Genomic DNA, 20,537 nt, shown 5'->3' on the forward strand with positions numbered 1-20,537 from the left:
AGATTAATCGAAGTGCTCACTATGCACGCCGTAATGCTGAATACGGCCGGGAATTTCACCTTCAAGAAAAAGCATTACCTTATTCATAACACGCTCTCCATGTTCCCGGCTGTTTGTCACAAAGGCCCCTCCGATCTGTCCGAAGCGAAGGCTGTCGTGCAGATCGACCTCAGCAGCGGATATGCGGAATTTATTCCCTAATCGCGCGACCACCGACTTGATAACCCGCCGCTTCTCTTTGAGGCTGGTTGTCTCAGGCAGTTCGAAAAGGCACTGCATCATTGTCACAATCATTATTGTTCCCTCACTTCAGTCCATTCAAATCCCCGAGAGATTCCAGTGTGAGGGCACTGTGTTCCCGGCTTTCGGGAGTGCGCTCTCGAATCTTCATCGGCAGATAGTTTTCATTGTAAAGACGGGATAGTATGAAAAGGTCATCCCCGCTGTAGCGGGATGGAATACGAACCTCCAGATTGTAATCCGGCTCTTCATAGCCTCGACGCATGACATGAACGGGATCAGTCACCGTTACGGCGAAATGAGGGCCGTAAAGAAAGAGTAATGCAATAAGCAGCAAAATCACTATGGAGAAGACCAGCAATTGCTGGGCAGCAGAGGCGGCTCTTGCATCCCGAAGATCAAAGAAGAAGGCATGAGAGCCCTTTTCTGCAACCCGGTAATCTTCCGCATCGAAATGGCGTCGATAGTAATCATTGTTAAAACGGGTATAGAGGGTTAGATCCTTATCGGTATCACGGACCAGCAGCAGATCCCCCCTCATAGAGAAAAGGTCTTTGAAATATCGTTCCGCTTTCACGTTTTCATCCACAGCGTCAAGAAAGCGGTTCTGTTCAGCCTCTGCCACCCCGGTCGGTGTGGGAATATGCAAAACAGAAACAAAAAAACCATAGACGAGAGCAGCAAAAACAACGGTCGAAACGGCCAGAGTCGACAGCCGTGTCAGATGACGCTGTGCCATGGAGCTGTCGACATATTTTATGTTTCGAAAGAGTTTCAAGACCCGAAGGAAACGCAACACCCTTGCAAGGCGAATGGCTTTCACCGCTTTCAGCATGTTAAGCGCACCGCCACCGGCAAGAAAGAGCGATCCGCCGAGGCTTAGCACATACACCCGCGGTCCGCTGTCGAAAAGCAAAAGAGGAAGGGCAGCAAGAAAGTCCACCCACCCTCGCCGGCGGAAGAAATAGTCGCCCCCCTCTTTTCGACCAAGCGCAGTGAACCACCTTACCAGGAATTCGATGGTAAAAAGCAGATCAAAGGCAAAACCTGCGCAGGCAAGATAACCCCTCACCTGGGCAGGCCAGTAAGCTATAAGGGCAATCTCTTCAAAAAAGGTTTGAATAAGTACAAGAAAAATCGCCACGGTCAGAAAGGTATCTAATGCTCCTCGTTTCTCTTCTTTCATTGTTACCATCCGTTTTCAGCGGCGAGCCGGTATAGCTCATCCGTCATCTTCACATCATATCCAAAAAGCCGGTGGTTTCGTCGGGCAATGCCGAACCAACTACGTTCCTGCCCCACCGCCCCGCGATCGATCTTGAGTCCGGGATGAAAATCGCATGCCAGCATACTGAAAAGGGCGGAAAGCCGGGCGGTAGCCGGAATATCATTTCTTTCGTCGAAAGAGACATTGCTGTAAACCGCACTCTCAAGAAGCTCAGCAGGTAAAAAAGGAAGCTCTTTTTCCAAGGCCTGTATCACCTTTTGAGCAAATTGAAAGGGAATAAGCCCGGCCACCTCATGTTGTCCCGGAAGCCTTGCAACCTGGAAAAGGAATACGGCAGGCCGTAAAAGGATAGAGGTTCGAATGAGATTCTTCACCTCTTCCTGGCTCATCGCAAGCTTTTGAACCTTTTCAAGCTCAAAGCGGATATAACCCCTTCCGTCGTATATACGGTCGAGATAGCGATGCGCAAGATGAAGCTGTATGGCACTGTAGGGGCCTGTAAGAGCCTTTCGAGCCAAGGGATGGGCAATCAGCTTCATCATAAAAGAGAAAAGACGAGTTTCCCGATCATCGGAACGCCCCGTGGGCCGGGGAAAAAAGGAGAGAAAATGGAAATTGATGGTTCGGGCAAAAAACTCCTTCAACCCCGAAACCACCGATTCGGAGGTAGAAGCATAAAGTGCCTGCATAAGTAGTTTATAGATCTGATTCCAGGACTGTCCAGGAAAAAAGTCGGGAGAAGAAAGGGTCGGATAGAGCCGCCCGGCATTGATCCGCAGAAAGGAAATAATCTGCTCTTCCTTTTGGAGCGGAGCATAGGCTTTCAAAGAGGGATTGGCCAGCAGATGCCGCACAAACTGACTCGCTTTCTGATCCATGGCTCTTATTGTACACGAAATCTCAGCGCTGCGCTATAATGTGATATATGTCGCATCAGCGAAGAACCCTTCACATCTGCATGCTGTTTTTTTGCGTTGTTCTCCGCGTCGCGGCGGCAGACGAGGTCCCGCTTCCTTCGGAAGAGGTTCCCGCCACCCTCTTTGCATCGATTCCTGAAGAAGATATCGACCTCTATGTCTCAGGAACCTGGCAGGCCGAAGTTTCGGCGGGATTCGCCCTCACATGGAGTACCCTCTCCCCGGTCATGCAAACAACAACGATCTCCGATATCGACAGTGGATTTCGTTTCGACCAGTATCCGGATATCATTATTTCTCTATGGATACGAGACCGCTGGTTTTTCGATCTCTCCTTCAAAGAGGGCAACGACGTCAATTCTATTGTAGCAGGCTATCAGGGGAAAGAGGGAGAGCTTGTGCAGGAGGTACGGGTCGGTAATATCGATATCGGTTCCTTCGAATCAAGCTTTTTCACCCTTCCGGAAGCGGGGATAGATTCCCTCGGTCTCTGGGCTCGGCTGACCCCTGAGCACTCCGAACACAGCTTCGCCCTTCGCTACGACCCCGCTGCATACCAGCGTGTTACCTTCAGAGGGATGAACGAGGTAAAACAGGAGCAGTTCGACCTGGACGATTATTCGACAAACAGGGTCTTCGTTCTTCCCGACGACGATGTTGAGGATGTGGTGCTCTATATCCAGGATGAAGACGGAGCGTTTCAGGAAGCCGGCACCGATGATGCGGTGGTGGATACCGAAAACGGAATTGTCTACCTGAAAGAGGCCCCCACCGGCAGGGTGGCGGTCTACTACAAAAAAGGGGGAAAGGAGGTGGGAGATAGCGGCCTTGGCACCGATGCCCTCTGCGGTATCAATGCCGACGGCCTTTTTGATCCCAAGGCAACGCCGGTCGATTTTTTCTTTGATTCCGGGACCGCTGACTCATATAACGGCCTCGATAGTTTTGACTTTTCCGATGAGCTTGAAACCACTGTCGACGGTAATACGGCCCTACTCCTCTACCGCCCCGGCCTCTGGTCCCCCTTTCTCCACCGCGGCATCTACGAACTGTCCACGACCCCACAGGAGGATGAACTCTATGCGGCCCTCATGAGCGGCAGCGACGAATACGATGGTATTTCCCTTGAGGCCGAGCAGCTTAGCTATGGAGAAGAGGACTTCGGTAAGCTGATACGTATCGTGGATGAGGATCGGGAGCTTTCGGATATGCGATCATTGTATCGTCGTTATCCTCTGGCACGGGCTATCATCGAGGCAGGCTACAATAGCGATATCTACGGCCCGAAGCGGGGAATAAGCGGAGATGCAGCCCCCTGGTTGCTTCAAATCGAACACCTTTCGGAGGTTTCTGCCTTTCAACTCGAAGAGGGGGTGCTTGGGGATTCGGTATCGGTGACAAAAAACGGTAGAGAACAGTCCCGCTTTACCGTAGACTACGACACAGGAGTTCTTACTCCGCTTTTTACCGTAAACGATGACGATCTGATCGTTGTTACCTACCGTACAAGAAGCGGAGGGGATCTTGGAGACCTGATCTTCGCCACCCAAAACAGCTTTACCCTTACCGACAGGCTGAGCCTGGGCCTGGATGCGGGGTTTCGCTGGAATATTGCCGGTCAATCCTACACCACCGAATCCGATCAGGCCCCGGGATTCATTGCCGCCGGTACGAGCCTTTTTTACGATAACAAGGATGAGGAAGATTACGCCCTGAGCTTCAGCGTGGAAGCGGGGCTCTCGCTGAATAATCCCGACACCACCGGAATTTTTCGACTTCTGGGCATGAACGATGCGGGAGTCGATGTTCCCATCAGCAACAAGCGCCTTTTTCCAGCCGCCGCCGACGATGCAAACGAAGATCCTGTAAACGAAATTGAGGCACAGTTTCTTCAGGATGATCGCGGAAAACTCTTTTACTACGACTTCTACAGTTACCCCACGGTGGGCACTGCCGTTCTCAAACGCTACGACTGGAACGTCCCCTCGGACCAGAGATACCCTTACGATGAAGATGAGGGGGAAGACCGCGTGGGACCTTCCATAGCGGCGACGGGTAGCGAGACCGACGGCAACGCCCTGGTCTTTACCTACGAGCTTGACGCCGGAGAGTGGGTCGGCGGCCGCATCCCCTTGAGCACCGGCGGGAACGCCCTGGATCTCTCTTCTGCTACCAGAATCGATCTGTTGGTCCGTCCCCGCCAGGATATCAGCGACCTAAACATCTATCTCCGAGTCGGAGACCTCATCGAAGATCTTGACGGGGACGGCCTGCTCGATGAGGAATCGGGTTCCCTCTCTTCCGGTTTCTCCTTCGATCCCGACGGTATCGACCGTCCTGTCGGAGGCGACAACGGCAAGACCGACAGCGAGGACCTCAACGGCGACGGCGAGCTAAGCTGGACAGGTGGTGAGGATGACGATCTGGTGTGGGAAGAAGTAATAATTGACCATTCCGACACATCTTCAGAATTTAAACCTGGCAGCAACAGCTGGCAGCGGATCAGCATCGACCTCTCGGCGGCAGAGCGGGCCAAGCTCCAATCGGTTACCGCTATGGACATCATGATCGTCAATGAAGGATCAGCGGCGACAGGAACCATCCTGGTTGCCGACCCCATCTTTGTCGGCACCAGCTTCTCCGTGAGCCCGGATGATTCCACAAGCCAGACGGTAACGGCAAGCGAGGCCCTTGAAACACGGGCCGGGGCAAGTTCGGCATCTACAAGCCTTGCCGAGGCCTTCCCCGATGAGGCCGAGATCTTCACCGACGGCGAGACCCAGCGCTGCGCCCTTTTTACCTGGGATGCCGGCATCGCCGGCGGCACATGGAGCGCATCCACCCTCACCCCCACTGCCGATCTTGGAAACTACCAGGCCCTGCGATTTTTTCTCAGAACCCCCGATCCTGCCCCTGATAACATAATGGTCTCTCTAAGCTCCACCGAAGGGAAAGGCGTTACCGCAACCTTTGTTCCGATCGAAAGCGATGCATGGCAGCTTATCACCATCAATCTCGACAAAAAAAGGATAAAAAGCAGCGAAGGAACCATATCGGATCAAGAGGTTTCCGTTAACGATCGGGACGCCGCCGTATCCTATTTCAAGATGGAGGTCGAGACTTCTTCCGAAGACACTTCCGGAGAGCTGTGGCTCGATGAGCTGCATCTGACAGATGCCCTCATGTCCCTGGAATCCACGGTTAAGAGCTCCGTTGCCTACCACAAGCCGGGGACCTATTTTTCTTTAAAAGGGAAACCGGTATTATCCGAGTTTGATTTCGCCTCCGAATCAACCTGGAACGGTGATTACGGGACCGCCGCAGGTAGTGATTCCACCCACTCCTTTTATTCATCATCTGCACTCAGCAGCGCTCTTTTTAACGGAAATGTCTATGGTGATTTCGCCTTCTCGGCCGAAGCCTACGAATTTCTTCCCTCCTTTACCGCAGGCTACGCCATGCCCGTTGCATCGGGAAGGATCAAGGCAGCCGAAGAGTATGCCGAAGACCACGCCGCAGAGGGGATCACCTTCAGCCATTCGGCCGAAATTACCTTTGCTCCCTGGATTGCAAACCCGGAACGCATACTTTCTCTGGAGAGCAGTTTCTCAAAGCCGAAGACAAAGGTCAAACAACAGTGGGCCATAGGCATGGGAGCCGGCAGAAGTGAGGCCCATAACGCCTTTTCCCTTTCGCTCTCAAACGCACTTACAGGGAGCGACGAAGAGGAAGATGAAACCTTTTCAGAGCGGATGTCGGAAAGTACCGAAGGCCTGTTGCTTCCCCAAATGGACCAGGTTACACGCCGAAACTCGGAATTGGATCTTATGCAGATGTTCCCCCTGCCCCTTGGTTTTCTCACGGTGGAAGCGGACGGGAGCACCACCGCGCGCAGTTCCTCATCCGAGCGGCTTGATGCCGACCATCTGCTAAGTACGACCTGGGATCTGCCTATGGAGAAAAAAAGAAACCTGCGATTTCGTCTCTACCATGCATTGGAGGCAAAAGTAAGCATAGAGGATATAACATCCACTCCGGCCACACCGCTACATTCGCTGATTCTCGATGCAGAGGGCTTTTCCACCGGTATCGGTTCCATCTATGCCCTGCTCTCCTCAGACCCCTTATCGGTGTTTGGAACGGGGCCTTTTACGGGAGATGAAGAAAAGCTTTTAACCGCATCCTATACCCCGGCAGCCTCATGTTCCTTTAGCCGCAATCCGGGGAGCGCCCTCAGCGACCTCATTGTCCCGGCAACATTCGACATCACCCGCTCCACCACCTATGAAAAAAGCTATGATGAGATCGGCAGAAGCGGAGTAACATCGATTTCGTGGACAAGCTCTGCGATTAATCTCTTCGGCCGTTTAGGCAGCTACCCTCTTGCCGATTGGTACAGGACCGATGCATTTGCCTCCTCCGCCAGGTTCGACATTGAGGATAGCGGGGCCCTCGACGCCCTTCATATTGCGTCATTTCTTCTTCAGATCACTGAGAAGTATTCGCTTAAGGGAGAAAACGACTTTAGCGCAAGCTTCGACGAGGGAGCCTCTCTGGATACCCTGGAAAATGAAACGACGGTGACGCTGATTAGTAGAAAGGGAGAACCGAGGCGCTTGCCGATTCCCCATTACCTCAGAGGGGACGGCCCGGTCCGCCTCATCCATGAGCTTTCCTTTGGCAACGATCTTCTCTTCGATAATGAAGAGAATGAACAAGATCTTACCCTTTCACTTTCTCATGAAACAACCCTCGATCTCTCCTCCCGGGGAGAGATCAATGCACATCTTACCGGGCTTTTCATGCGTGAGGCCTATGCATCCGGAAGTGATTCCGTCACATACTATACCATAGGTTTCGAAGCAGGCCTCGGCTTCACTCTCTCCTTTTAATAGATCATAGATTACAGACACGCTGTTGTTTTATGGGTATGAGGGATATACTATAAAAGGTAAAGGATGTAAAAAATATTAAGTTTGTAAAAGGAGGGGCGTATGCGCAAACCACTTCCCTATGTAATTATAGGCTTTGCACTCTTAGCCGTTTTTCCTCTTGCCGCGCAGAGCGATGAAAACCAAGCTACAATACAAGAAGGGGAACATCCGGCGTTTCATTTCCAGACCACCATAGCGCTGGGGGCTAAAACCTTTAACGAAGAGGACGGCGAAGTTACCTACAGCATGATCAGTTTTACTCCAGACCTCTCCTTCGGTAAAGTAGGCATCGGTTTGGACCTCACCCTGCATTATCAGAGTGCCGACGGCTTTGAGGTACGGGAAGAAGATTGGGTCCCAAAAGATGGAAAGAGCTTCCTCGATCTGTACCTCCCCATCTTTCGTTATGTCCGCTACGGAGAGAAAGGGGATGATCTTTATGCGAAAATCGGAACCATCGAAGACGGGACCCTTGGCAACGGCTTTATCATGCGCAACTACTCCAACGCCCTCTTCCTTCCCGAGCAGCGGATCGTAGGTCTTGCTCTCGACATTGACGGGCGGCTCTTCAATTTTCCCTACATCGGTCTGGAAACCTTTACCGGTAACCTTGCCCGTTTCGATGTTTTCGGTACCCGCCTCTATGCACGGCCCCTTGCAGCCACGGAACTGCCGCTTCTCAATAACCTGCAGATCGGAGTGAGCTATGCCGCAGATTTCGATCCCGAAGCAAACTATGACTTTACCGTCTATACCGACAGCGATACGGTTTCCATGTTCGATGTCGATTTTCAGCAGCCGCTGCTTACCGGTGATCTCGCGACCCTTGTCTTGTTTGGCGATGTAGCCCTCCAGACGGGAGACGACGATCCTCATAGCGGTGCAATGACAGGTTTCGGAGGTACGCTTTGGGGCTTTCTCCAATATGGTTTCAGCCTGCTTTTCCTCGGAGACAACTTCGTGCCCTTCTATTTCGACGCCACCTATGATCTCTACCGAGAAGCAAAATATGCGATCTATTCGGGAGAGTTAGAGAGCGACGGCTATAATGGCTGGATGACCGTCGTCGGTTTCTCTTTTCTTGGCGATATGCTGGCATTTTCCACCACCGTCGACGGCTCATTCGCCCCCGACAACAGCACCGAAGATACTAAACTCCTTACCTATCCCCATCTCCGCGGGACGCTAAGTGTGGGAGAGGGATTACTACCCGGCTTCTTTTTCGACGCCTTTTACGACAAGCGGTATATCAACAGTTTTGATGATTTTGGCGATCCGGAAAACGCCACTATAGGTGCCGAGGTCAACTATAAAACGGGACCGGCGGTTATTACCCTCGGTTACAATCTACGATACGTACCTGAAGACGGATCCTGGGAGACCAGCAGCAGTCTGACGAGTTCCATCAGTTTTTAGGTAAGGAGGTAACTATGCGAAAAGCTGTCGCGATCCGGATCATACCGGTAATCCTACTTTTACTATTTCTTTCATCCACGGCTTTCGGTCAGTACGGAGAGCCTAAAGCAATTATTGCGTATGCTGCCGACGAATTCGAACTTGAAGTCGTCGATGCCGGCGGAAATATCCTTACCAATGTCACTATCGGTACTCAGCTTTCAGAGGGAGACACCATAAGGACCAATGGAACGGTGGCGGAGCTTTCCCTCGATCCCAACGGATCCATTATCAAGCTTGCTCCCAATACGGTATTTACTATTAAACAGTTCCAACGCTCGGATGATACTGTAAATGATTTTCATATGGTGGCAGGAAAGCTGAGAACAATTGCTGCCCGGGGTTCGCTTACCAATCGATACAGGCTCAGCACACCCTCCGCCGTCTGCGGTGTCAGAGGGACCGACTTTGGGCTAATCTCGGTTCCGGGATCAGAAGAAAGAGCCTTCGTCGTCGACGGATTGATCGATTATACCAATAACGTGGGGCAAACCATCAGCCTCGCTTCAGGAGAGATTGCGGACGCCCTTGCCGCCACCTTCGAAGCGATTCAAGCCTCTCAGCAGCAGATGCAGGATTTGCTCAGCGATATGGTTTTCGAACAGCTCGATCCGAACCTCGTTCCGGGACATACTCCCCAGGTCGAAGAACAGCCTCCGGCAGAAGAGGAACAGCAGACAGAAGCACCTGCCGAAGAGCCTCAGGCACAGTCCACGCCCCCCGAAGAGGCCGAGTCCCCCCCTCTGGCCGAAGAAGCGGTAAAAGAGGCACCGGTGCTGCCTGAAACAGCCACTGCCGCAGAATCGGGCAAGGCGAAAGGAGATGGGGCCCTTGGAAAACTGGGAAACATCCTCGGACTTCAGATCGGCACCGTAACCATCGATGGCCTGACCTATTCGAAGGCCGTGCTGCAGCCAGTCTTCGAGCTTGGAAAGCTGAAAGCGGCCCTCTACCTTCCCATCATCTACACCAACGATCTCTTCGATTCCGATGACTGGTATCGCCCCAGAGGAAACAACGAATGGTCTTTCGGTACCGATCAGGATTGGGAGGATGATCCCCTCGATGCCGCGGGTGATCTTTTTTCCGACATCTTCCTGAAAATCCGTTATGTCGAATACGGAGATAACAGGGACCCCTTCTATCTGAGACTCGGCAACCTACGTACCATGACCATCGGACACGGCATACTCATGAAGGATTATGCCAACGATTTCGACTTTCCCGCCATTCGGAGAATCGGCTTCAATACAGGCATTCAAGGAAATAAGATTGGTCTCGAAGCGGTCGTCAACGATCTTAGCAAGCCGGAAATCTTCGGAGGCAGACTGGTATTGCGTCCCTTTGGAAAGGCCTTCCCCCTCGGCTTCGGTTTTTCCGGGATCATCGATGTCGATCCCGACAGCATAACCGATCCCCTTACGGCCCCGACGGATATGCCGAGCGATATCATGATCTCTGCCGCGGCTGTCGATCTGGAATTACCGGTTATCCAAAAGAGTGCTTTGTCCATTGTTCTTTACGGCGATATGGCAGCGATGGTACCTATCATCGACGGAAATTTCGAATTTGATGCTGTATGGGAGGATGGAGCCTCTTCGATCAGCGGCCTTCGGAATTACGGAGTGGACAGCGGTCTCTTCGGTAACATTATCTTCCTCGATTATCGTCTCTCCTACCGTTATTACGACGGAGTATTCCACCCGACACTCTTCGGACCGAATTACGAAAGGCTTCGTGGTATCTATGCCGTCGAGGCATACAACTACCTCCAGGATCCATCCTCTTCCGACTATGACAGGAGCGTCATGGGAATATACGGAGAGGCCGGAGCAACCCTTTTTCAGGCGTTTAGGATAGAGGCAAGCTATTTCGGGCCATGGAGCCCCGACGGAGGGGAAGTTGAAGAAGATGAAATGAGCCTGACTCTCAGCATACTACCGGAGGTGATTCCCGTTCTCGGTATCTACGGCTCGGTTACCTATTCGAGAACGAAATTCTTCCCGCTTCTTGCAGGAAGTAGCGATGAGGATCTTTCCCTCTTCGATGCATACGCAGCCTTCAGCGGAGAAATCGTCTATCCCGCTGCCCCAACCCTTGATATCGCGCTTTCAGTGGGAACCGCAATGAAGTATGACGGTCAGGACCCTGTCTATAATGATGACGGGACTCCTGATATGGCTCCGAGTTTTACCCTTGAAACACGCATACACTTTTAGTATGTTCTGAGTATGGAGAGAACACAACAGGACCGATCCCGAAGCATTCATCTGCTTCGGGATCAGGTCGCCCGAAAAATAGCGGCCGGCGAGGTTATCGACCGGCCTTTTTCTTTGCTTCGTGAGCTGATGGACAATGCCGTGGATGCCGGAGCAGATACCATTGACGTCCACCTTGCAGGCGGAGGCACCAGAAGTGTTCGAGTAGTCGACAATGGTTGCGGAATGGAACGGGAAGACCTTGAACTCTGCTTTCTACCCCATGCCACCAGTAAGATTTCCGAGGTCGAAGATCTCGACAGGATAACGAGCCTGGGATTCAGGGGGGAAGCACTTTCTTCCATAGCCGCCTGCAGCAGGTTGAGGATTACCAGTGCCGTTGCCGAAGGAGAGGCTTTTACCATAGAAGTCGACAACGGAAAACTGCTTTCTCTCCAGCCGTCGAAGGGGAGAAAGGGAACTGTTGTCGAAGCATCAGATCTCTTCTATTCCATACCTGCCCGAAAGCGTTTTCTCAAGAGTGATCAGGCAGAATTGTCGGCATGCCGTAAGCTCTTTGCGGAAAAGGCCCTCGCTTTTCCCGAGATCAGCTTCCGCCTTTTTTCCGAAGGGGAGTTGAAACTCTTTCTTCCCGCCTCGTCCCTCATCGATCGAGTCACGGCATCCTATCCCGGTCAGGTACATGCCTCGATGATCCATACAATCCAGGGTGCTGGAGAAGGGTTTCACTTCACAGCCCTTGGTTCAGGGCTCTCGCTTTATCGAAAAGACAGGCGCTACATCCACATCTATGTCAATAAGCGAAAAATCGATGAATTTTCCCTGGTTCAGGCCGTCAGTTACGGATACGGCGAATACCTGCCCGGGGGAACCTTTCCTGTCTGTTTCCTTTTTCTCGAGGTTGATCCCGAACGGGTGGATTTCAACATTCATCCGGCAAAGAAAGAAGTACGCTTTCGCGGCCTCAAAGAGATCCATCATCAGGTTTCCTCGGGAATCCGTGATTTTCTTCGCAGCAAATGGCCGACGCCCCTGCCCTATGAGATACCGGCCGCAGACGATCGTCCACACCTTTCCGAAGGGGAGAAAAATGATTTCGGCTCCTCGGGCTTTCCAAAACCATCCTACGACAAGGCCCCGTTTTCAAAGTCCTCTATGAGCCCTCGCTCGAAAAATTCTTTTTCTTTTCCGCCGTCATCGACTGTTGCTCCGGTAAAAAGCAACGCCGAACAAAATCGCCAGTTCTACGATCGCTTCGAACAGACCCGAAGCCAGCAGGAACAGCAAGCCGCAGAGGAATCGCAGGCCTACGCCTTTCGCTACCTCGGACAGGTCTTCGGCCTGTTCCTTGCCGCGGAAAAGGAGGGAACCTTCTACCTCATCGACCAGCATGCGGCACACGAGCGGATTCTCTACGAACAATTTGTAGCAGGTGCATCACGCAAACAGCAACTTCTCATACCCAAACGGCTGCAACTCGACGATGAAGGCAAAACCCTGCTTCAAGGTCAAATCGATTACTATCGCGGACTGGGAATCGTTATCGAGGCAGAAAAGGAGGGAGATAATCTGCTTTTGACGGCCCTTCCGGAAAGCTGCGTTCATCTCGAGAAGGAGATCACAACCTTCATCGAAAGCCAGGAAACGGGAAGCGACGGCTTTTCCGAACGAATTTTTGCCAATCTTGCCTGCAAAGCCGCTATAAAAGAGGGGGAATTTCTTCCCCCGGAAACGGCCAAAAAGATCATTGCCGGAACCTTCGCCCTAAAACAGCACCGCTGTCCCCACGGAAGGCCCCTCTATTTCTCTGTTACCGAAAAGGAACTCTACAAGGCCGTGGGAAGAACTTTTTAGCGTAGGCCTTGTGTTCTTGCCTTGCCGGAAAGGGCGGCCTTGAACGTGGGGCCGCCCTCCGTTTTTCATACTATCGAATCAGCTCCTCGATTTCCTGCCTCTTCGGATAATCGGGCTGTTTTTCCAAAAGCTTGTTGAGGATGTTCTTCGCAGAATCGTTCTGGCCCTTTGCGAAAAGAAGCTTCCCAAGCTGGTAATAGGCATCCCAATAGCTCGGATCGACCTTTATAAGCTCCTGGAGACTTGCGATGGCATCATCCTGGTCTCCTGTTTCGATGTACGCAAGGGAAAGATTATAGCGCATGAGGGTAGCATTCGGTTTCTTTTCGATTGCCGCCTTATAGTGTTTAATGCTGTCCTGGTAGAGCTCCTTGTGAAGGTAGACATTTCCCAGATTGTTGTTCACCTCGAGAGACTTCGGGTCGATTGCATAGGCGGCAAGTAACTGATCAAGGGCTTCATCGTATTTTCCCTGATCATCGTAGAGTTTACCGAGGTTGATTTTTGGAGGAAGGTAGCCGCGGTCCTTGGCAATGGAGGCCCGATAGGCGCTTACCGCCCCGTCGCTGTTGCCGACTGCCTCACTCGTAAGACCGAGGGTGTAGAGGTAGACGGCAGAAGAGGAATCAAGCTGAACCGCCTTTGCCGCATTCTCAAAGGCATCATTATCTTTGCCAAGCTGCAACTGGACCAGTGCGATATTATAACGGGCGACAGGGTCCTCAGAGTCGGCCGCAATGGCGCGCTTATATGCAGCCTCTGCCTCCTGATACTTACCGAGGGCGGTCAAAGCTACGGCATAGGAGCCCTGGTAGATATTTCTGTCGGGCTGAAGAGCGGCAGCCTTCTGATAGTTTTCCGAGGCTTGTTTCATATCGCCTTTCTGCTTATACAATTCACCGAGCTGATAAAATGCGACGTCACTCTCTTTATTGATCTGTGCAGCCTTGCCGAAAGCATTGATTGCCGCGTTGACATTGCCAAGTCGACGCTGGGTTACGCCGAGATTGAGATACGCCTTTTCATGCTGGGGATCGATATGGATGGCAGCCTCAAAGGATTGCCGTGCATCGTCATATTTTCCGGCACGATACTGCGCCTTTCCCAGTTCAAAGAGCAGATCGGCGTTTTCGGGATTGAGCCGTGCAGCCTGTTTGTAGGAATCGATGGCATTGTTCCATTGCCGCTGCTTGCTGTACACCTTTCCGAGGGTGTTATATGGTACCCACAAATTGGGATCGCTTTGAATAGCACGATTTGCATAATCAACGGCCTTTTTAATATTCGAATCACTATTTTCATCTTCCCGAAAAAAGGTTTCACCGGTATTTGCCAAAGCAGGAGCCGAAGAGGGATCGATATCGAGGGCCTCAGAGAAGAAGCCGCGAGCACCGATATAGTCTTTTTGATCCATAGCTTCTTCACCCTGGCGCACAAGATTCTTGAGCTTCTCAGCCTTTTCCCGCTCCGCCTTATCAAGGGCCGCAAGGCGATCGGCTTCCTGACGCTGGCGTTCTTCAGCCGCCTTGCGCTGATCTTCCAGCTTGCGAAGCTCCTCCTGGCGTTTGGCCTCAAGTTGCCTATCCCGTTCCTGTTCGGCGGCGCTGGTTTCACTACTTTTCAGACTTTGACCAAGATCGGAAAGGGTGTCTTTCAGCGCCTCCTGACTCTGTCGCTCGGCATCAGCCGCCTTTTTCTCAGCCTGCTTCCGCTCCGCGATGATTTGATCACGCAGATCCTTGGCATCCTGGTCGTCGCCATTCTCAATCAAAAGGCCGTCCAGCAAATCGAGGGCGCGTTGATACTCCCCCTCTTTGAAATAATCTTGGGCAAGACGCAGGGTGTTTTCCCTCCGCTTGGCAGCATCACTGACAACGGCAGAACTGCTGCCTTCACCGCTGTCGGCCGTTCCCGTTGCCTGACGTCCTCTGCCTATCAGCAGAGCCCCTCCGCCGAGAAGAAGAAGGAGCGCCAAGGCGGCCCCTCCGATGATTAATCCTTTACGCTTATCCATAGCCGCTCCATATCTGTCTTAATCAATAATATCAAAGGATCCTTCATAATCCTCGGTCTTTTCGGTTCCTGCCGAGAGATTGGTAGTGTCGCTCCCCGCATTTTCCAGAGAACCAAGGACCTGATCCAAGAGAGCCTGCTGTCGTGCAGCCTCCTCCTTCTGTCTTCGTTGTTCTTCGAGTTTCTTACGCTCCTCTTCCTGTACCGCCCCGCTGAGCAGAGAAATCATCTTGTCGATGGCCCCCTTCTGGGGATCGTTCGGCTTGAGTACAAGGTACGTCTGATAATCGCTTACCGCTTCCCGATACGATCCCTTCTTTACCCGAAGATTTCCGCGATTGAGATACGAGGGGGCAAAAGAGCCATTTACCGTGACACTTTTTCCGTAATACTCTAGGGCCTTATCCGTTTGTCCGAGACGCAGATAGTTGTTTGCCATATTAAAATAGAAGGTATCCTTCAAAGCAGAAGAGGAGGCCAGTCCCCTTTCATATGCAGAAATCGCATTTTCGTACTGCTCAAGCTGCTCATAGGCGATTCCGAGATATTGATAGGTCTTTGCGTTGGCTGGGTCCTCTTTCACGGCATTTTCGAGAACCAAGACGGCACGAGCCGGCTCATTATTTACAAAGAGCTTTTCTCCCTGTTCGAAAAGAGTCTCGGCGCCAATCGGGAAAACAACAGAGAAAAAGGCAGCCCAAAGAAAAACAAGAGAAAGAAGCCTCATATGGACATGTCGTTTCATTCTCCGTATTATTATATCATGTTTAGTTCGTTTGACATGAATCATCTTTCTCACTTAACCTTATCTGAGGAGACGATATAAAATGCCATTAGTCATCGCCCTCATTATCATACTCGGCATAGGAATCGGACTGTTTACCTTTTTTCTTGTTCGGTCAATTATAGCACCGAAACAGGTTGCTTCCCTTGAAAACGCACTGAAGCAGGGAAAGCCGAATACCGTTGTCAGGATAGCCAAACAGATCATCGCAAAAAACCCTCGCAATGCCGAGGCCCATTATTATCTTGGCCTTGCCTATCTGGCCCAAGAAAAACCGGAACTGGCCCTTATGGAACTGAAGACCGTCAATCAAATCGGAACCTTCGGTCCGGGACTCTCCGAAGTGGCCTTTCGGAAAAGAATAGCCGATCTTTTTGAACGATTCAACCAGGAAGAAGAAGCCCTTAAAGAATACCTTCTGCTTATCAAACTGGAACCACAGAGCGCCAATCACTATTATAAAGCAGGTTCCCTTTTCGAAGCTCGGCAAAGAAGTGAAAAGGCTCTTAACTACTATCGAAAAGCAATAGAACTTGATCCCCGCCATTCCGATGCCCATTACAGCCTTGGTTATGCGCTGTTTAGAGGGAAAAAAGTGGTGGAGGCGAAGATCGAGCTTGAAGAGGCTCTCAAACACAACCCGAATAACTACAAGGCGCATTTCTATCTCGGAAAGCTGTTGAAAGAGAACCACGACTACGTTGCGGCGCTTTTGAACTTTGAGAAGGCACAACGGGATCCGGAGATCAAAATACGGGCTCTTGTGGAACGGGGGAGCTGTTACATGCACATGAACAGCTTCGACAAAGCGGTGACGGAACTGGAACGGGCCATCAAGCTTTCCGTTAACGATAGTTCACAGGAGGTACTGTACGCCCGGTATTTCCTGGCACTTTGTTACGAAAAAAGCAGAGACTTTGAAAAGGCAATAGAACAGTGGGAAGCAATCTACAAGAAGAAGCCATCGTTCCGCGACGTCGCCGAAAAGCTGAGCCAGTACCAGGAACTGCGGACGGATGATCGTATCAAGGATTATCTAACCGCAGGACCTGTCGAATTTCTTGAAATTTGCAAGGGCATAGCCCTTTCAATGGAGCTCAATATCCGGGATGTGACCGACATCAAAAACGGCTGCCAAATCATTGCCGTGGAAAGCGATTCACGGTGGAGGAATGCCAAAAAGATGCCGAAACTCCTCTGGTTTCTCAGGGTTCCCGAAATGATAACCGAGTCGACGGTCAGGTCGATTCTCGACGAAATGAAGAAGATGTCGGTTACCAGAGGTGTTATTTTTACCAGTTCGAATTTCTCCAGGCGAGCGGCCGAATTCAGTGAAAGCAGACCCGTCGAGCTTATCGATAAGGATGCACTTCAAAACATACTCCGCAAGGTAAAATTGAATTGAGAAGTCTATGCGCAAACACAAGTCTCACCCCCCAAAAACAGTAAAGGTTCTCTGCGTCTCCGATCATATTGATCCGCTTATCTATTCCAATGGGATCAAAGAGCGTTTCAAGTCCGTTGGTCTGGTTCTAGGTGCCGGGGATTTGGAGCTCCCCTACTACGGATATATTGTTTCCAGTCTCAATAAGCCTCTCGGTTTTGTTTTTGGTAACCATAATCTAAAGAGAATCAGTTTCTACCGCAAAGAGTATAAATCCTTTCAAGCCGATGTAAGTAACACGTCCTTTCTCGAACGCAGCTTCGGGAGTACCTATCTTGGGGATAGAACAGCAAAGATGTCGGGGCTTTTACTTGCAGGGCTCGGCGGAAGTATGCGCTATAATAAGGGTATGAATCAGTTTTCCGAATTTCAGATGGCTATGAAGATATTGAAACTTCTTCCCGGCCTTTTGGTCAATCGGATCTTTCGAGGCAGATGGCTCGACATCCTGTTGACTCATGCACCCCCTGCAGGAATCCACGACAGGGAAGACCAATGTCACCGGGGCTTCAAGGTGTTTCTCCTCTTCATGAAGCTATTTAAACCGGCATACTTGGTTCATGGACATGTACATTTGTATGATCTCAACGCAACACGGAAGTCTACATACCGTACAACAACGGTGGTAAACGCCTATGAACATATTGTAATCGAGGTAGAGGTCCCCAGATGAGTGAAAACTCGGCTCTTGTGCAAAATCAAGCACGAGAAGATTTTAATAAAGCAAGAACGAAAGCCGCCTTCTCAAGAATTCTGAACGCGCTTTCACCGGAAAAGCAGCGCCTGCTTTCCCTGGAAGATGTAAAGAATCTTCTGAAGCCGAAATCGCAAACCTACAAGGGTATGCAGGCGGTTGATATCGATTTGATAGTAGGAAGTGAAGGACGATATAAGGATTTTACTTCCGCCTTTTTGCCCAAACGTGATTTTATTCGGGGACGCTGGGAAAGTGTCGACCGTGCCCATCTCATGGATGTCACCCTGCCGCCCATAAAGCTCTATGAGATCGGCGGTGTCTATTTTGTACGAGACGGTAACCATCGCGTCTCGGTGGCAAAAAGCCAGGGTGGCAGGGCCATCGATGCCGAAGTAATCGAGTTGGATACGGAACTGAAACTCGAACCGGGGATGACGCAAAACGATCTGAAATGGCTGGTCATCAACTATGAAAAGGAGAGGGTCTTCGAGGAAACAGGCCTCGGAACGGTCATTGACAAACGTGAGATCCACTTTACCGAGACCGGCCGCTGGATAGAGCTACTCCGTCATATACAGGGCCACAAGTATTATATCAATCAGGACAGGGAAGATGAAATTCCCTTTCTCGAAGCGGCGAAGTCGTGGTACGAAAATGTCTATCTTCCCATTGTCGATGTAATCTTTCGGGAGAACATTCTTGCCCGCTTTCCCGGACGAAGTTTCGGAGACCTTTATATGTGGATTATCAAACATTGGGACGGTTTAAAACACAAATATGGAAACGACTTCTCTTTAAACAAGGCCGCCATCGACTATGCAAATCGATATGGGAAAAGCAGAAGAGAGCGTTTTACCGAGAAGCTCCGAAAGATAGGCAAACTACTGCGCTCCTTCTTCCTGCGATAGATCACAGGGACCGAAAAGAACGGCGATCCCGCTGCTTCTATCATAGGCGTATGCTCGCCACTGGGTGGCATCTTTTCCCCTGCCGCGCGCCAAGAGCTTTTTCGGAAAGTGAAGCACTCCATCATCGCCGACAGTGGCCTTTTCCGAAAGAACGGAATCATCCATTTCGTTATAGAGCCGGAATTCGGTATCGAGCCAATTGGCCTGCTCTCCCGGCAAAACAAGAGCAAGGGCATCGGTTTCAGAACGGAATGGAAGAATGGCATCGTTAAAGGAAATCGAGTCATCGATCGAAAAACGCACCGAACTTTCCCTTCCTCCCTTGTCGATGAGCGTAACCTCATATGAGGCCCTGGGAAAACGGTCCTCATTCGGCATTTCAAAACGTGGATAACCATACCACGCCTCTCCGTTTCGGTCGATGATGATAAGCTTATCCTCTTCTACCGTCCAGGAAAGTTCACGTTCTGTACAATCGAGGCGAAGGGAGCCCACATCCTCAATACCGTCTCTGTCGTCGGCAAGAACAAAAAGTCGAAGTCCCTCGGTATACTCTCCCCCGTCTGGGACTGAGATTTCAAGACGCCAGAACAGAGAGGCTATTTCCGGGCTATACGCACTACAGGATGAAAATGAGAGGATGACAAAAAAAAAGAATAAAACCGAGACGAGCTCAGATGCTTTCGACATAAGACATTTTGGTAACGACCGGATTTGCATAGGTTTCAAGAAGTATTTCACGGACCTCGTCGGGCAGGTGTTTAAACCGCTTCATCAACTGCTCACGATCATGATCATCGTATCGATCACTGAAAAGTGTACTTCCCTTCACCATGTCATAGGCAAGATAGTTAGTTGCCCAAAGACGGTATGAAGACTGAATCTTTCGATCAATCTCTTCAGCCAGTTCACGGTCGTTCTTGAAAGTTCCCTCTATCGGCTTGGAAAAAGCGTAATGGACACGCCCTTTGAAACCTTTCATACCGGCCATCATTGAGACAAGATCCTCGTATTTCCCTTTTTTGTGTTCTCCGCGTACCTTCTTGTGGTACAATTCCCATGCCTTCATACGATCACAGGGGTCATATTCATAGCTGATGGCAACAGGCACAATACGGCAGGAACGGGTGAACTCCTCAAAAGGAATCTTTCGTGCACGATCGACCAGCTGGAGCATTTTGACAACCGCGGCGTTGGTATGATCCTTCCCATCCTTGGACCGGCCGGGTCCCTGTGCGATCCATATCGATTCATCCGTATCTTGAAGCACATGGCGAATATAGGCCGACAATTGCAAACTTGCCACAAGCTGTTCCCGTATCGGAAGATTCCGCTTTACGATAAAAGAACGATTTATCCTGATGACATCGGCGACCGTCTGATTGATCATCAAATTGTCTCCGAAGGCAATTTGCGTCAAAGGCATACCATATCGTGTCAGGACATAGTTTAGCAAAGCCGGATCAAGAACAATATCCCTGTGGTTGGTTATAAAGAGATAGGAAAGCTTTTTATCGAGGAATTCCCCCCCCGAATAGCTGATTCCGCTGATCGACTTCTTAACCACAAACTTTGTGAGAAAGGTATCGACACTCACCTTGCGCTGAAAATCAAAAACACTCTTTACGGAACGGAATTTCCTCCGCATATAAGAACGGAGGGCAAAATCGACAAGGGGTTTGGCAAATTTCGGTAGATGAGGTAAAAAGGCGGTTCGGATTCCCGATACCAACCATTCGCTTTTTCCCAAACGGGAGAGGACCTCTTCTACTTCATCATCCCGATAGGGACGAATATCTTCAAAATCAATAGTATCCAACAGCTTCTCAAGATCCATAGTGAGT

The 20,537-nt window shown here is 50.8% G+C and carries 14 protein-coding genes; 7 read left to right on the forward strand and 7 right to left on the reverse strand.

Going from position 1 to position 20,537, the window contains the following annotated elements; genetic code table 11:
- Positions 1-3: 3 nt before the first annotated feature.
- From SPIRS_RS11885 to SPIRS_RS11895, 3 genes are read right to left on the reverse strand one after another with little or no spacing between them, the layout of a single operon-like run.
- Positions 4-294 (reverse strand): DUF503 domain-containing protein, encoded by a 291-nt coding sequence (locus SPIRS_RS11885; protein WP_013254933.1) that lies wholly within the window; start codon positions 292-294, stop codon positions 4-6.
- A gap of 10 nt (positions 295-304) precedes the next feature.
- The gene (locus SPIRS_RS11890) at positions 305-1,426 is read right to left on the reverse strand and encodes an ion transporter (protein WP_013254934.1); all 1,122 of its coding nucleotides are present in this window, start codon (positions 1,424-1,426) and stop codon (positions 305-307) included.
- 2 nt (positions 1,427-1,428) lie between these two features.
- On the reverse strand, positions 1,429-2,346 hold the full coding sequence (locus SPIRS_RS11895) for a hypothetical protein (protein ID WP_013254935.1): 918 nt from the start codon (positions 2,344-2,346) through the stop codon (positions 1,429-1,431).
- A gap of 47 nt (positions 2,347-2,393) precedes the next feature.
- Between SPIRS_RS11895 and SPIRS_RS11900 the strand changes: the two genes are divergently transcribed.
- The 4 genes from SPIRS_RS11900 to mutL all read left to right on the forward strand — a co-directional run bounded on the left by SPIRS_RS11900 (position 2,394) and on the right by mutL (position 12,847).
- A complete protein-coding gene (locus tag SPIRS_RS11900) occupies positions 2,394-7,277 on the forward strand; it encodes a hypothetical protein (protein WP_041866063.1) in 4,884 nt (1,627 codons plus the stop codon).
- Between the two features lie 102 nt (positions 7,278-7,379).
- Positions 7,380-8,735, forward strand: coding sequence for a hypothetical protein (locus SPIRS_RS11905; RefSeq protein WP_013254937.1), 1,356 nt, complete (start codon positions 7,380-7,382; stop codon positions 8,733-8,735).
- A gap of 14 nt (positions 8,736-8,749) precedes the next feature.
- Positions 8,750-10,993, forward strand: a complete 2,244-nt coding sequence (locus SPIRS_RS11910) for a FecR family protein (protein ID WP_013254938.1) — start codon at positions 8,750-8,752, stop codon at positions 10,991-10,993.
- Positions 10,994-11,005: 12 nt separating this feature from the next.
- Positions 11,006-12,847: a DNA mismatch repair endonuclease MutL gene (gene mutL, locus SPIRS_RS11915; protein ID WP_013254939.1), complete on the forward strand. Its 1,842-nt coding sequence runs from the start codon at positions 11,006-11,008 to the stop codon at positions 12,845-12,847.
- Between the two features lie 70 nt (positions 12,848-12,917).
- Here mutL and SPIRS_RS11920 read toward each other — a convergent pair whose 3' ends face one another.
- On the reverse strand, positions 12,918-14,861 hold the full coding sequence (locus SPIRS_RS11920; RefSeq protein WP_013254940.1) for a tetratricopeptide repeat protein: 1,944 nt from the start codon (positions 14,859-14,861) through the stop codon (positions 12,918-12,920).
- Positions 14,862-14,879: 18 nt separating this feature from the next.
- Positions 14,880-15,605 carry a tetratricopeptide repeat protein gene (locus tag SPIRS_RS11925; protein ID WP_013254941.1) on the reverse strand — a complete coding sequence of 242 codons (726 nt, stop codon included), beginning with the start codon at positions 15,603-15,605 and terminating at the stop codon, positions 14,880-14,882.
- A gap of 82 nt (positions 15,606-15,687) precedes the next feature.
- Here SPIRS_RS11925 and SPIRS_RS11930 point away from each other — a divergent pair, with 82 nt between their 5' ends.
- Genes SPIRS_RS11930 through SPIRS_RS11940 form a run of 3 tightly spaced genes read left to right on the forward strand, consistent with a single transcriptional unit; the run spans position 15,688 to position 18,693 of the window.
- A complete protein-coding gene (locus tag SPIRS_RS11930; protein ID WP_013254942.1) occupies positions 15,688-17,049 on the forward strand; it encodes a tetratricopeptide repeat protein in 1,362 nt (453 codons plus the stop codon).
- A gap of 7 nt (positions 17,050-17,056) precedes the next feature.
- Positions 17,057-17,761, forward strand: a complete 705-nt coding sequence (locus SPIRS_RS11935) for a metallophosphoesterase (RefSeq protein WP_013254943.1) — start codon at positions 17,057-17,059, stop codon at positions 17,759-17,761.
- Positions 17,758-18,693, forward strand: coding sequence for a hypothetical protein (locus tag SPIRS_RS11940; protein ID WP_013254944.1), 936 nt, complete (start codon positions 17,758-17,760; stop codon positions 18,691-18,693). The genes SPIRS_RS11935 and SPIRS_RS11940 overlap by 4 nt, the downstream gene beginning before the upstream one ends.
- Here SPIRS_RS11940 and SPIRS_RS11945 read toward each other — a convergent pair.
- Together SPIRS_RS11945 and SPIRS_RS11950 are read right to left on the reverse strand one after the other, a co-directional pair.
- The gene (locus tag SPIRS_RS11945; RefSeq protein WP_013254945.1) at positions 18,667-19,383 is read right to left on the reverse strand and encodes a hypothetical protein; all 717 of its coding nucleotides are present in this window, start codon (positions 19,381-19,383) and stop codon (positions 18,667-18,669) included. The two genes, SPIRS_RS11940 and SPIRS_RS11945, sit on opposite strands and share 27 nt — an antisense overlap.
- Entirely contained in the window at positions 19,367-20,530 is a 1,164-nt protein-coding gene (locus SPIRS_RS11950; RefSeq protein WP_013254946.1) for a 1-acyl-sn-glycerol-3-phosphate acyltransferase, read from the reverse strand. The genes SPIRS_RS11945 and SPIRS_RS11950 overlap by 17 nt, the downstream gene beginning before the upstream one ends.
- Positions 20,531-20,537: the final 7 nt, after the last annotated feature.

Source organism: Sediminispirochaeta smaragdinae DSM 11293 (assembly GCF_000143985.1).
Lineage (GTDB): Bacteria > Spirochaetota > Spirochaetia > DSM-16054 > Sediminispirochaetaceae > Sediminispirochaeta > Sediminispirochaeta smaragdinae.